General features: G+C 72.8%; 10 protein-coding genes. 1 reads left to right on the forward strand and 9 read right to left on the reverse strand.

Going from position 1 to position 12,406, the window contains the following annotated elements; all coding sequences use genetic code 11:
• Positions 1-54: 54 nt before the first annotated feature.
• The 9 genes from gatB to ACFWUQ_RS21700 all read right to left on the reverse strand — a co-directional run bounded on the left by gatB (position 55) and on the right by ACFWUQ_RS21700 (position 11,332).
• Positions 55-1,566 carry an Asp-tRNA(Asn)/Glu-tRNA(Gln) amidotransferase subunit GatB gene (gatB, locus tag ACFWUQ_RS21660; RefSeq protein ID WP_384540371.1) on the reverse strand — a complete coding sequence of 504 codons (1,512 nt, stop codon included), beginning with the start codon at positions 1,564-1,566 and terminating at the stop codon, positions 55-57.
• Positions 1,567-1,578: 12 nt separating this feature from the next.
• Positions 1,579-1,824 (reverse strand): hypothetical protein, encoded by a 246-nt coding sequence (locus tag ACFWUQ_RS21665; RefSeq protein WP_384540373.1) that lies wholly within the window; start codon positions 1,822-1,824, stop codon positions 1,579-1,581.
• On the reverse strand, positions 1,821-3,314 hold the full coding sequence (gatA, locus tag ACFWUQ_RS21670) for an Asp-tRNA(Asn)/Glu-tRNA(Gln) amidotransferase subunit GatA (protein WP_384540376.1): 1,494 nt from the start codon (positions 3,312-3,314) through the stop codon (positions 1,821-1,823). The genes ACFWUQ_RS21665 and gatA overlap by 4 nt, the downstream gene beginning before the upstream one ends.
• A 5-nt stretch (positions 3,315-3,319) precedes the next feature.
• A complete protein-coding gene (gatC, locus tag ACFWUQ_RS21675) occupies positions 3,320-3,616 on the reverse strand; it encodes an Asp-tRNA(Asn)/Glu-tRNA(Gln) amidotransferase subunit GatC (RefSeq protein WP_010984178.1) in 297 nt (98 codons plus the stop codon).
• Positions 3,617-3,789: 173 nt separating this feature from the next.
• Positions 3,790-5,970 carry a putative bifunctional diguanylate cyclase/phosphodiesterase gene (locus tag ACFWUQ_RS21680; protein ID WP_384540378.1) on the reverse strand — a complete coding sequence of 727 codons (2,181 nt, stop codon included), beginning with the start codon at positions 5,968-5,970 and terminating at the stop codon, positions 3,790-3,792.
• A 388-nt stretch (positions 5,971-6,358) separates the two neighbouring features.
• Positions 6,359-8,560, reverse strand: coding sequence for an NAD-dependent DNA ligase LigA (gene ligA, locus ACFWUQ_RS21685; RefSeq protein WP_384540379.1), 2,202 nt, complete (start codon positions 8,558-8,560; stop codon positions 6,359-6,361).
• Positions 8,561-8,591: 31 nt separating this feature from the next.
• The gene (locus tag ACFWUQ_RS21690) at positions 8,592-9,575 is read right to left on the reverse strand and encodes a methionine synthase (RefSeq protein ID WP_384540381.1); all 984 of its coding nucleotides are present in this window, start codon (positions 9,573-9,575) and stop codon (positions 8,592-8,594) included.
• Positions 9,572-10,261 (reverse strand): SDR family oxidoreductase, encoded by a 690-nt coding sequence (locus ACFWUQ_RS21695; protein WP_384540384.1) that lies wholly within the window; start codon positions 10,259-10,261, stop codon positions 9,572-9,574. Before ACFWUQ_RS21695 ends, ACFWUQ_RS21690 begins: the two co-directional genes overlap by 4 nt.
• 96 nt (positions 10,262-10,357) lie before the next feature.
• Positions 10,358-11,332: a GlxA family transcriptional regulator gene (locus tag ACFWUQ_RS21700; RefSeq protein WP_384540387.1), complete on the reverse strand. Its 975-nt coding sequence runs from the start codon at positions 11,330-11,332 to the stop codon at positions 10,358-10,360.
• A 104-nt stretch (positions 11,333-11,436) separates the two neighbouring features.
• On the opposite strand from ACFWUQ_RS21700, the gene ACFWUQ_RS21705 reads away from it, so the two are divergent.
• A complete protein-coding gene (locus ACFWUQ_RS21705) occupies positions 11,437-12,360 on the forward strand; it encodes an NADP-dependent oxidoreductase (RefSeq protein WP_384540389.1) in 924 nt (307 codons plus the stop codon).
• Positions 12,361-12,406 lie beyond the last annotated feature (46 nt).

The raw sequence follows: 12,406 nt of genomic DNA on the forward strand, positions 1-12,406 counted from the left end.
GGCCGCGGGTCTCCCCGGGCACCGCCCCTTCGTACGGGACGCGACGGCGGCCGCTCAGCCCTCCGTCACGCCCAGGCGCTCCAGGATGAGCTCCTTGACGCGAGCCGCGTCGGCCTGGCCGCGCGTGGTCTTCATGACCGCGCCGACCAGGGCGCCGACGGCGGCGACCTTGCCGCCGCGGATCTTGTCCGCGATGGCGGCGTTGCCCGCGATGGCCTCGTCCACGGCCGCGCCCAGCGCGCCCTCGTCCGAGACGACCTTCAGGCCGCGCTTCTCGACGACCTCGTCCGGGGTGCCCTCGCCGGCGAGGACGCCTTCCAGGACCTGCCGGGCCAGCTTGTCGTTCAGCTCACCGGCCGCGACCAGGGCCGCCACCCGGGCCACCTGGGCCGGGGTGATCGGCAGCTCGTCCACGACGACGCCCTGCTCGTTGGCGTTGCGGGCCAGCTCGCCCATCCACCACTTGCGCGCGGCGGCCGAGTCGGCGCCCGCCTCGATCGTGGCGACGATGGAGTCCACCGCGCCGGCGTTGAGGATCGACTGCATGTCGTGCTCGGTGACGCCCCACTCCTCGCGGAGCCGGTTGCGGCGCACCCGCGGCATCTCGGGCAGACCGCCGCGCAGCTCCTCGACCCAGGTGCGGGCCGGGGCCACGGGCACCAGGTCGGGCTCCGGGAAGTAGCGGTAGTCCTCGGCGTTGTCCTTGATGCGGCCGGCCGTGGTGGAGCCGTCCTCCTCGTGGAAGTGCCGGGTCTCCTGCACGATCGAGCCGCCCGACGAGAGCACCGCCGCGTGGCGCTGGATCTCGAAGCGGGCCGCGCGCTCGACGGAGCGCAGCGAGTTGACGTTCTTCGTCTCGCTGCGGGTGCCGAACGGCGCCTCGGGGGTGGGGCGCAGCGACAGGTTCACGTCGCAGCGCATCTGGCCCTTGTCCATGCGGGCCTCGGAGACGCCGAGCGCCTTGATGACCTCGCGCAGCTCGGCGACGTACGCCTTGGCGACCTCGGGGGCCCGCTCGCCCGCGCCCTCGATGGGCTTGGTGACGATCTCGATGAGCGGGATGCCGGCGCGGTTGTAGTCCAGCAGGGAGTGCGACGCGCCGTGGATACGGCCGGTGGCGCCGCCGACGTGCAGCGACTTGCCGGTGTCCTCCTCCATGTGGGCGCGCTCGATCTCCACGCGGAAGATCTCGCCGTCCTCCAGCTGCACGTCGAGGAAGCCGTTGAAGGCGATCGGCTCGTCGTACTGCGAGGTCTGGAAGTTCTTCGGCATGTCCGGATAGAAGTAGTTCTTCCGGGCGAAGCGGCACCACTCGGCGATCTCGCAGTTCAGCGCGAGGCCGATCTTGATGGCGGACTCGATGCCGATCTCGTTGACGACCGGCAGCGCGCCGGGCAGGCCCAGGCAGACCGGGCAGGTCTGCGAGTTGGGCTCGGCGCCCAGCTCGGTCGAGCAGCCGCAGAACATCTTGGTCCTGGTGCCGAGCTCGACATGGACCTCCAGGCCCATGACGGGGTCGTACGAGGAGAGAGCGTCCTCGTACGACAGCAGTTCAGTGAAGCTCACGGATGTTCCCTCTCAGCCCAGCAGGACGTCGTCGTCGCCGAGGCGCTTCAGCTCGCGGTACAGGATCGCGAGGCCGGTGATGATGGCGGCGGCGGACACTGCGGCGTCGACCAGCTTCAGCACGTCGTTCTCGGTGTGGGCCTTCCTGGCCTGCTTGATGACGCTGAGGGCACCGAAAGCGGTGGTGCCGATCGACAGGTAGGTGCCGGTCTTGGACTTCTTGAAGCCCTTGGCCTTGGACAGTGCACTGGTGCTCACAGGGACGGTGCCTCCTCAAGCAGCGGGTGACCCCAACGGGCGACGAAGGCGGCCTCGACGGCCGCGCCGACCTTGTACAGCCGGTCGTCCTTCATCGCGGGGGCGATGATTTGCAGCCCGACCGGGAGGCCGTCCTCCGGCGCCAGGCCGCAGGGGAGCGACATGGCGGCGTTGCCGGCCAGGTTGGTCGGGATGGTGCACAGGTCCGCGAGGTACATGGCGAGGGGGTCGTCGCTGCGCTCACCGATCGGGAAGGCGGTGGTCGGGGTCGTCGGGGAGACGATCACGTCGACCCGCTCGAAGGACTTCTCGAAGTCCTGCGTGATGAGGGTGCGGACCTTCTGGGCGGAGCCGTAGTACGCGTCGTAGTAGCCGGAGCTGAGCGCGTACGTACCGAGGATGATGCGGCGCTTGACCTCGTCGCCGAAGCCGGCTTCGCGGGTCAGGGCGGTGACGTCCTCGGCGGACCGGGTGCCGTCGTCGCCGACGCGCAGGCCGTAGCGCATGGCGTCGAACCGGGCCAGGTTGGAGGAGGCCTCGGACGGCGCGATCAGGTAGTAGGCGGCCATGGCGAGGTCGAAGGACGGGCAGTCCAGCTCGACGATCTCGGCGCCGAGCTCCTTGAGGAGCTCCACCGACTCGTTGAACCGCTGGACGACGCCGGCCTGGTAGCCCTCGCCGGCGAACTGCTTGACCACACCGACGCGCATACCGGCGACCGAGCCGTTGCGGGCCGCCTCGACGACCGGCGGGACCGGGGCGTCGACGGACGTGGAGTCGAGCGGGTCGTGGCCGGCGATGACCTCGTGCAGGAGCGCCGCGTCCAGGACCGTACGGGCGCACGGGCCGCCCTGGTCGAGGCTGCTGCTGAAGGCGACCATGCCGTAGCGGGAGACGCCGCCGTAGGTCGGCTTCACGCCGACCGTGGCGGTGACGGCGGCGGGCTGGCGGATGGAGCCGCCGGTGTCCGTGCCGATCGCCAGGGGCGCCTGGAAGGCCGCGAGGGCCGCCGCGCTGCCGCCGCCGGAGCCGCCGGGGATCCGGGTGAGGTCCCAGGGGTTGCCGGTGGGGCCGTAGGCGCTGTTCTCGGTGGAGGACCCCATGGCGAACTCGTCCATGTTGGTCTTGCCGAGGATGACGACGCCGGCGTCCTTCAGCTTGCGCGTCAGGGTGGCGTCGTAGGGCGGGATCCAGCCTTCGAGGATCTTCGAACCGACGGTGGTCGGGACCCCGACGGTGGTGAAGATGTCCTTGAGGGCCAGCGGTACGCCGGCCAGCGGGCCGAGCTTCTCGCCGGCCGCGCGCTTCGCGTCGACGGCCCGGGCCTGGGCCAGGGCGCCTTCGCGGTCGACGTGGAGGAAGGCGTGCACCTTCTCGTCGGTGGCGTCGATGCGGGCCAGGTGGGCCTCGGCCACCTCGACGGCCGTGAGCTCGCCGGAAGCGATCTTCTCGGCGGTCTGCGCGGCGGTGAGCTTGATGATGTCCGTCATGGCGGTTAGTCCTCCCCCAGGATCTGCGGCACCTTGAAACGCTGCTGCTCCTGGGCGGGAGCACCGGAGAGCGCCTGCTCGGGGGTGAGCGAAGGACGGACCTCGTCCGCGCGCATGACGTTCGTCAGCGGCAGCGGGTGGGAGGTCGGCGGGACGTCTTGGTCGGCGACCTCGGATACGCGGGCGACCGCGCCGATGATGTCGTCGAGCTGTCCGGCGAAGTGGTCCAACTCTTCGGCCTTGAGCTCCAGACGTGCCAGCCGAGCGAGGTGGGCGACCTCCTCGCGCGTGATGCCAGGCATGCAGCGATCCTCTGGGGGTGGTGAGCGTGTAGGTGTCGGGCCCAATCCTATGGGGCGCGGCCCGCTCACCACGAAACGGTTTCCCCCGGAGCGGTACGGCGCGCCCGCGCGCCGCCGCCGCGCGGGCCCTTCCGGGCGCCGCCGGGACCCGCGCCCGGGCGCCCGGCGGTGCGTCAGCCCGCGTCGGCCTCGGCGGCCGCGAGCTCGGCCGAGATGTCCGCCGGGCGGCGCCAGCCGCGCTCGCCGCGCGCCAGCAGCCAGGCCGTGGCCTCCTGCGGCGGCATCGCGGCGGCGACCAGCCACCCCTGCACCGCGTCGCAGCCGAGGTCCCGCAGCCGCTCCCAAGTCTCGTCGTCCTCGACGCCCTCGGCCACGACCAGCAGGCCCAGGGAGTGCGCCAGGTCCACCGTGCAGCGGACGATCTCCGCGTCCTGCGCGTCGACGGCCAGCCGGCCCACGAAGGACCGGTCGATCTTCAGTTCGCTGACCGGCAGCCGGCGCAGGTGGACCAGTGAGGAGTAGCCGGTGCCGAAGTCGTCCAGGGACATCTTGACGCCGTGGCCGGTGAGCCCGGCCATGGTGTCCGCCGCCCGCTGCGGGTCCTCCAGCAGGACGTGCTCCGTTATCTCCAGCTGCAGCCCGCTCGCCGGGACCCCGTGCCGGGCCAGCCGGGCGGCCACGGCCCCGGCGAAGCCCGGGGTGTGCACGTCGCGCGGGGAGACGTTGACGGCCACCGGGACCTTGAGGCCCTGCGCCCGCCAGCGCGCCACCTGGGCGAGGGCCGTCTCCAGGACGTACTCCGTCAGGTGGGGCATCAGGCCGGAGGTCTCGGCGATCGCGATGAACTCGTCCGGGGAGACCCGGCCGCGCTCGGGGTGCACCCAGCGCACCAGGGCCTCCAGCCCCGCGACCTGGCCGTCGAAGCGGACCTTCGGCTGGTAGTGGAGCTCCACCTCGCCGGCGTCCAGGGCCCGGCGCAGGTCGCCGAGGAGTCCGAGGCGGTCCGGGGTGTTGCTGTCGCGCTTGGACTCGTACACCTCCACGCCTGTGCGGTCGCGTTTGGCCTGGTACATGGCCACGTCCGCGCGCCGCAGGAGGCCCTCCGCGTCGAGCGCGTGGTCGGGGAAGACGGCGAGGCCCGCACTGGCCTCCAGGACCAGGGTGAGGCCGTCCAGGTCGAGCGGGGAGCTGAGCTCCGCGACCAGGTGGCGGGCGATCCGCTGGGCGCTGGTGGTGGAGTCGGCGACGGGCAGCAGCACCGCGAACTCGTCGCCGCCGAGCCGGGCCGCCTCGGCGTCCTCGGGCAGGGCCTGGCGCAGCCGGTCGGCGATCTGGAGCAGCAGCCGGTCGCCCGCGAGGTGCCCGAGGGTGTCGTTGACCGCGCGGAAGCGGTCCAGGTCGATCAGGACGAGTGCCGCGCGCGTGCCCGACCGTTCGGCCTCGTCCAGCGCGGTCCAGGCCCGCTCCAGCAGCCACTGCCGGTTCGGCAGACCGGTCAGCGGGTCCCGCAGCTGCTCCTCGGCGCGGGCGCGGGCGATCCACAGGGTGGAGTCGAGCGCGATCAGCGGTACGGCGAAGAGCGGCAGCAGCACGGGCTGCGTGACGGCGACGACGCAGATCAGCGGGGCGATGCCGAGCAGGGCGACGGCCAGCAGTGCCTGCCGGACCAGGGCCGTACGGGCGACCGTGGGCAGGCCGCCGCCGCGCGGGGCCAGCGCGATCCACAGCAGGAGCTTGGTGACGAGCAGGTAGGTGACGGCGACCAGGATCACCTCGGGGACGGCGTCCGGCCCCCAGGTGGTGGGCCGCCAGGGGGTCTCGACGCTCGGGGACTCGCCGAAGGCGGAGAGGACGAGGGCGCCCGCACCGATACCGAGGATGTCGACGGCGCCGTGCAGCAGGCCCTGCCGCCAGCGGTGCCGGCGGGCCGCCCCGACCAGGGTGACCACGGCCAGCGAGACGAGTCCGGCGGGCACCCATCCGTAGAGGAGGAGGACGCCGAGGGTGAGCGCGGCGCCGGATCCGGTTCCGCCCCACCAGCGCTCGCGGCCCAGAGCGACCAGGTGGCCGACGATGATCCCGGTGAGCAGGGCGAGCGCCCAGCCGACCGTCCCCCCGGGGAAGACCGCCTGACGGCCGGTCAGCGCGGACACGACGCCGGCGCAGAGCGCCACGACCGACAGGCCGACGATGACGAACGGCAGCGCGCTGCGCCGGCCGGTGGCGCACGCTCCGGTGTCGAGCGGGCGCGTCTCCGGTGTCCTGGCGCCCAGGACACCGAGCCGGCCCGCCCGCGCGGACGGGGGGTCCCCGCCGAGTTCAGGTGACGGGTCGGCGCTCTCGGTGGGTTTCATGCCCGTCCCTCTCACAGCCGGCTATGCCGATGTCACGCGATGGCCCCGTTGCCACGCCGTCACGGCCGGAAGCGCGTCACGCAGCCGTGCACGACGGGCACACCCCTCAACAGTAGGACGCGAGAGGCTCCCAGGGGCAGCGGTCGGCGGTGGTTGCCCGAATGCGACCCAGCCATCCTCATCAGTACGGTATCCGCCGAACGGGTGAGTTTGGACCAGGACTTTCCTGCCATGCGTCCGATGATCCGACAGCTCACCGCCCGGTCACCAGGCGTGTACCAGCCGTTTACCACCGCTCGCCGCGCCGGGCGTACGCCCGCCCGTACGGCCGTACCACGCGCATCCGTTCGCCCCCGCTACTCCGTCGCGGTGCCTCCACCCGTGGTACTTACTCCGCCGCGGCGCCGTCGTCCAGCGGCAGCGCGGCTTCCCGCGCCGCGTCGGGGCCCTGCTCCAGGAGGACCGCGAACCCGGCGTCGTCGAGGATGGAGAGCTTCAACTGCACGGCCTTGTCGTACTTGGAGCCCGGGTTGTCGCCGACGACGACGAACGAGGTCTTCTTCGAGACGGACCCGGTGACCTTGGCGCCCCGGCTCTGCAGCGCCTCCTTGGCGCCGTCCCGCGTATGGCTCTGCAGCGTGCCCGTGACGACGATGGTCAGGCCCTCCAGCGGGCGCGGACCCTCCTCCTCGCCGGAGCCCTCCTCCTCCATCCGGACGCCCGCCTCCCGCCACTTGCGCAGGATCTCCTCGTGCCACGGCTCGGCGAACCACTCCTTGAGGGAGCCGGCGATGATGGCCCCGACCCCCTCGGTCGCGGTCAGCGCCTCCTCGGTGGCGTTCCTGATCGCGTCGATCGACCGGAACTCGCGTGCGAGCGCCTCGGCGGCGACCGGACCGACATGACGGATCGACAGGCCGTTGATGATCCGGGCGAGCGGGCGCTGCTTGGCGGCCTCGATGTTCTCCAGCATCGCCAGGGCGTTCTTCCTCGGCTCGCCCTTCTGGTTGGCGAACACGGTGGCGATCTTCTCCTCGCCCGTCTTCGGGTCCCGCTTGGGCAGCCCGCTGTCCTGGTCCAGGACGTACGCCTTGATGGGCAGCAGCTGCTCGATGGTCAGCCCGAAGAGGTCGCCCTCGTCCAGCAGCGGCGGCCGGGCCGGCTCCAGCGGGCCGGTCAGCGCGGCCGCCGCGACCATGCCGAAGTTCTCGATGTCCAGGCTCTGGCGGCCGACCAGGTAGAAGAGCCGTTCGCGCAACTGGGCCGGGCACGTCTGCGCGTTGGGGCACCGGACGTCGATGTCCCCCTCCTTCATCGGGCGCAGCGGCGTACCGCACTCGGGGCACTCGGACGGCATCACGAACTCCCGCTCGCTGCCGTCGCGCAGGTCCACCACCGGGCCGAGGATCTCGGGGATGACATCGCCCGCCTTGCGCAGGACGACGGTGTCCCCGATGAGCACGCCCTTGGCCTTGACGACCTCCTGGTTGTGCAGGGTCGCGAACTCGACCTCGGAGCCCGCCACCGTGACCGGTTCCACCTGCGCGTACGGGGTCACGCGGCCGGTGCGGCCGACGCCGACCTTGATGTCGATCAGCTTGCTGTTGACCTCCTCGGGCGCGTACTTCCAGGCGATGGCCCAGCGCGGGGCGCGGGCCGTGGAGCCCAGCCGGCCCTGGAGGGCGATCTCGTCGAGCTTGACGACCACGCCGTCGATCTCGTGCTGCACGGAGTGGCGGTTCTCGCCGAAGTGGGCGATGAACTCCCGCACCTCGTCGAGGCTGGAGACCACCTTGTTGTACCGCGCCGTGGGCAGGCCCCACTCGCGCAGCAGCTCGTAGGCCTGCGACTGGTACTCGATCTCGAAGCCCTCGCGGGCGCCGATGCCGTGCACGACCATGTGCAGCGGGCGTCCGGCGGTGACCTTCGGGTCCTTCTGGCGCAGCGAGCCGGCGGCGGCGTTGCGGGGGTTCGCGAAGGGCTTGCCCTCGGCCTCGACGAGCCGCGCGTTCAGCTCCTCGAACTTCTCCATCGGGAAGTAGACCTCGCCGCGGATCTCGACCAGGGCCGGGATCCGGTCGCCCCGGAGCCGGTCCGGGATCTCGGCGATGGTGCGGACGTTGGGCGTGATGTCCTCGCCGGTGCGGCCGTCGCCGCGGGTGGCGGCGCGGGTGAGCCGCCCGTTCTCGTAGGTGAGGTTGACGGCGAGGCCGTCCACCTTCAGCTCGCACAGGTAGTGGTAGTCGGAGGTGTTGGCGTCCCGGGCGACGCGCTCGGCCCAGGCCGCCAGCTCCTCCTCGTCGAAGGCGTTGTCGAGGGAGAGCATCCGCTCCCGGTGCTGGACGGAGGCGAAGTCCGTCTGGTACGCCCCGGCCACCTTCTGGGTGGGCGAGTCGGGCGTGCGCAGCTCCGGGTACTGCTCCTCCAGTGCCTCCAGTGAGCGCAGCAGCGTGTCGAACTCGGCGTCGCTGACGACCGGCTGGTCGTTCACGTAGTACCGGAAGCGGTGCTCCTCGACCTGCTCGGCGAGCAGCTGGTGCTGCTCGCGCACCGCCGCCGGTACTGCCGTGTCCTGCTGTTCGGCTGCCATGCCGTGTCCTCCCGTGGCCCGTCCTCGACCGTCACTCAGGGTTGTCGGCGAGCGACCTCGCCGCCCTGACGCAATGGGCCTGCACCGCGCGGGCGTAGGCGGGCGAAGCGCCCGCCAGACCGCACGAGGGAGTGACCACGACGGACTCCGCCAGAGTCCCCGGGGCCAGCCCCAGCCTGCGCCAGAGCTTCCTGACACCCATGACGCTACCGGCAGGGTCCGACAACGGGGCGTCGGTGCCCGGCACCACTCCGGCGAAGAGTTTCGTGCCGCCCTCGACGGCCTCGCCGATGGCGTCGTCATCGCGCTCGGTGAGCAGCGAGAAATCGAACGACACACCTGTGGCGCCGGCCCGGCGCAGCAGGGCGAAGGGCACCTCGGGGGCGCAGGAGTGGACGGTCACTTCTCCCTCCTGCACCGCGAACAGCTCGCGCAGCGTGCCCTCGACCACCTGCCGGTCGACGGCGCGGTAGGTGCGGTAGCCGCTCGCGGAGCGGACTCGTCCGAGCAGGACCGCGGTCAGGGACGGCTCGTCGAACTGGAGCACGACCTCGGCGCCGGGTACCCGCTTGCGTACGTCGGCCAGGTGGTCGCGGAGCCCCTCGGCCAGTGATCCGGCCAGGTCCCGGCAGGCGCCGGCGTCCTGGAGCACGGCCTCGCCGCCGTGCAGTTCCAGTGCGGCGGCCAGCGTCCACGGCCCGACGGCCTGAACCTTGAGGCGGCCCGTGTACCCCTGGGTGAACTCCTCCAGGGCGTCGAGGTCCTCCCCCAGCCAGGACCGGGCCCGCTTGCTGTCGCGGCCGGGGCGGTCGCTGATCCGCCAGCCGCTCGGCTCGACGTGCGCGTACATGTCGACGAGCAGCCCGAGGGAGCGGCCGATCATGTCCGCGCCGGGTCCGCGCGCCGGCAGCTCGGCGAGGTACGGGAAGTCCTCGAAGGAGCCGGTGACCGTCCTGGCCGCCTCGCGGGCGTCGCCCCCCGGCAGGGAGCCGATCCCGGTCGCCCCGCCGCTCATCGGCCCGGCCGGACGGACAGGTCGTTGACCTCGGCGTCGCGGGGCAGGTCGACGGCCATGACGATCGTGGTGGCCACGGACTCGGGGTCGATCCAGGCGGCCGGGTCGTACTCCTTGCCCTCCTGGGAGTGCACCTTGGCCTGCATGGGGCTGGCCGTGCGGCCGGGGTAGACCGAGGTGACCCTGATGCCGTTCTCCCGCTCCTCCTCGCGCAGCGAGTCGGCGAGGGCCTTGAGCCCGTGCTTGGAGGCCGCGTACGCACCCCATTCGGCATGGGCGCGCAGGCCCGCGCCGGAGTTGACGAAGACGACGGTGGCGCGTGAGGCCCGCAGGGTGGGCAGCAGCAGCCGGGTGACTTCGGCGGGCGCGACCAGGTTCACGTTGAGCTGCTGGTGCCAGGTCTTGGGGCGCAGGTCGCCGACCGGCCCGAGGTCGACGATCCCGGCGATGTGCAGGAGGGAGTCGATGCGCTCGGGGACGGCCTGCTTGGAGAAGGCCCACGAGAGCCGGTCGGGGTCGCCGAGGTCGCCGACCAGCGTCCGGGACCCGGGGAAGCGCTCGACGAGCTGCTTGGCGCGGGCGGCGTCGCGGGCGAGCAGGACGAGCTCGTCGCCGCGGGCGTGCAGGCGGGCCGCGACGGCGGCCCCGATGCCGGAACCGGCGCCGGTGATCAGGTGAGTAGCCATGGTGTCCATGCTCGCACCCCGCCGGGCCCCGCCGGCGCCGCGGGGCGCGGGGCCGGCGCTGTCAGGGCGTCGCCGGGGCGGCCCCCGTCCCGGCGGTCATGCGGCGGACGCGGCCTGCGGCTGGAAGGTGCGGCGGTAGGCGATCGGGGACGTGCCCAGGGACGTCCGCATGTGCTGGCGCAGGGAGTTGCCGGAGCCGAAGCCGGCCCGGTGGGCGACGAGGTCGACGGGCAGGTCGGTGGATTCCAGCAAGTGCCGGGCGAGTTCCAGGCGTTGCGCGGTGAGCCACTGGACGGGGGTCATCCCGACCTCGTCGCGGAAGCGGCGGGTGAAGGTCCGCAGGCTCATCCGGGCGTGGGCGGCCAGCTCGGCCAGGGAGAGCGGCTCGCCGAGGCGTTCCAGGGCCCAGGCGCGGGTGGCGGTGGTGGTGGCGACGGTCGGCTCGGGCACGGGCCGGTCGATGTACTGGGCCTGCCCTCCGTCGCGCCAGGGCGGTACGACGCACAGCCGTGCGGCGCGGTTGGCGACGGCCGTGCCGTGGTCCTGGCGCACCAGGTACAGGCACAGGTCGACGCCGGCGGCCACGCCGGCGGAGGTGAGGATGTCGCCGTCGTCGACGAAGAGGACCTCCTCGTCGAGGCGGACCAGGGGGAAGCCCCGCTGGAAGGCGGGCGCGTGCAGCCAGTGCGTGGTGGCGGGCCGGCCGTCGAGCAGGCCTGCGGCGGCGAGCACGTAGGAGCCGGTGCAGATGGAGACGAGCCGGGTGCCGGGCCTGATCGCGGCGAGGGCGTCGGCCAGTGCCCGCGGCAGGGGCGCGCCCTCCGCGAGCTCGTCCATGGCGTGGGTGGGGGTGACGATCACGGTGTCGGCGGCGGCGAGGGCCTCGGGGCCCGCGGACACGCCGACGGTGAAGCCCGCGTCGCTGGCCACGGGCCGGCCGTCGGCGGTGCAGACGGTCACCTCGTAGAGCGCGTTCCCTGCCTCGTCCAGGGCGTTCCCGAAGACCCGCGAGGGGATCCCGAGCTCGAACGGGGGGACGCCTTCGAGGGCGAGTACGGCGATCCTGTGCATGGCCAGATCCTGACACATGGTGGCCGTCCGGCCAATAGCGCGCCTGCGCCGCGCGCCCGAAGCTGGTGTCACAGCAGCATCGGAACCACGTAGAGGAGCAGTACATGCGCGCCGTCGTCGTCAGTCAGTGGGGCGGACCCGAGGTTCTCGTCGAGACCGAGGCCGAGCGTCCGGAGCCGGGCATGGGCGAGATCCTGGTACGGGTCCACGCGGCCGGGGTGAACCCCGTCGACTGGAAGACCCGGGAGAGCGGCGCCCTGATCCCCTGGGGCCCGGTCCCCGCGGTCGGCTGGGACGTCTCGGGCACCGTCGAGGCGGTCGGCCCGGGCGTGACCCTGTACCGGGCCGGGGACGAGGTGTACGGGATGCCCCGCTTCCCGCAGCAGGCCGGCGCGTACGCCGAGTACGTCACCGCTCCCGCACGGCACTTCGCCCGCAAGCCGGCCTCACTGGACCACGTGCAGGCGGCGGCGCTGCCGCTGGCGGCCCTGACGGCCTGGCAGGCCCTGGTCGACACGGCGGGGGTGCAGGCCGGACAGCGGGTGCTCGTGCACGCGGCGGCCGGCGGGGTGGGCCACCTGGCGGTGCAGATCGCCAAGGCGCGCGGCGCGTACGTGATCGGGACCGCGAGCGCGGCCAAGCACGACCTGCTGCGCGGACTCGGCGCCGACGAGGTCGTCGACTACCGCACCACGGACTTCGAGGACGCGGTCTCCCGGGTGGACGTGGTGATCGACGCGATGGGCGGGGACCACGGCCGGCGGTCGCTGAAGGTGCTCAAGCCCGGCGGCCACCTGATCACCCTGCCGGGCCCGGACGGGGTCCCGGCCGACGCCGGGGACGTGCGGGCCGTCTGGCTCCTGGTGGAGCCGGACCTCAAGGGCCTGGAGGCCGTCGCCGCCCTCGCGGACGAGGGCCTGCTGAGGCCGCTGATCGACACGGTGCTGCCGCTGGAGCAGGCCGCGCGGGCCCACGAGATCGGCGAGCGGGGCCGCACCACCGGCAAGATCGTGCTGACGGTCGCCTGAACGGCCGGGCCCGGCCGCGCCCGGGGCTCGGGCGGCGGCTCGGGGG

Origin of the sequence: Streptomyces sp. NPDC058662 (assembly GCF_042716255.1) — a bacterium.
Lineage (GTDB): Bacteria > Actinomycetota > Actinomycetes > Streptomycetales > Streptomycetaceae > Streptomyces.

Bases quoted from the DNA above. Each gene is read 5' to 3' on its own strand.
- gatA (WP_384540376.1), bottom strand. From the start codon at position 3,314: ATGACGGACATCATCAAGCTCACCGCCGCGCAGACCGCCGAGAAGATC.
- gatC (WP_010984178.1), bottom strand. From the start codon at position 3,616: ATGCCTGGCATCACGCGCGAGGAGGTCGCCCACCTCGCTCGGCTGGCA.
- ACFWUQ_RS21680 (WP_384540378.1), bottom strand. From the start codon at position 5,970: ATGAAACCCACCGAGAGCGCCGACCCGTCACCTGAACTCGGCGGGGAC.
- ligA (WP_384540379.1), bottom strand. From the start codon at position 8,560: ATGGCAGCCGAACAGCAGGACACGGCAGTACCGGCGGCGGTGCGCGAG.
- ACFWUQ_RS21690 (WP_384540381.1), bottom strand. From the start codon at position 9,575: ATGAGCGGCGGGGCGACCGGGATCGGCTCCCTGCCGGGGGGCGACGCC.
- ACFWUQ_RS21695 (WP_384540384.1), bottom strand. From the start codon at position 10,261: ATGGCTACTCACCTGATCACCGGCGCCGGTTCCGGCATCGGGGCCGCC.
- ACFWUQ_RS21700 (WP_384540387.1), bottom strand. From the start codon at position 11,332: ATGCACAGGATCGCCGTACTCGCCCTCGAAGGCGTCCCCCCGTTCGAG.
- ACFWUQ_RS21705 (WP_384540389.1), top strand. From the start codon at position 11,437: ATGCGCGCCGTCGTCGTCAGTCAGTGGGGCGGACCCGAGGTTCTCGTC.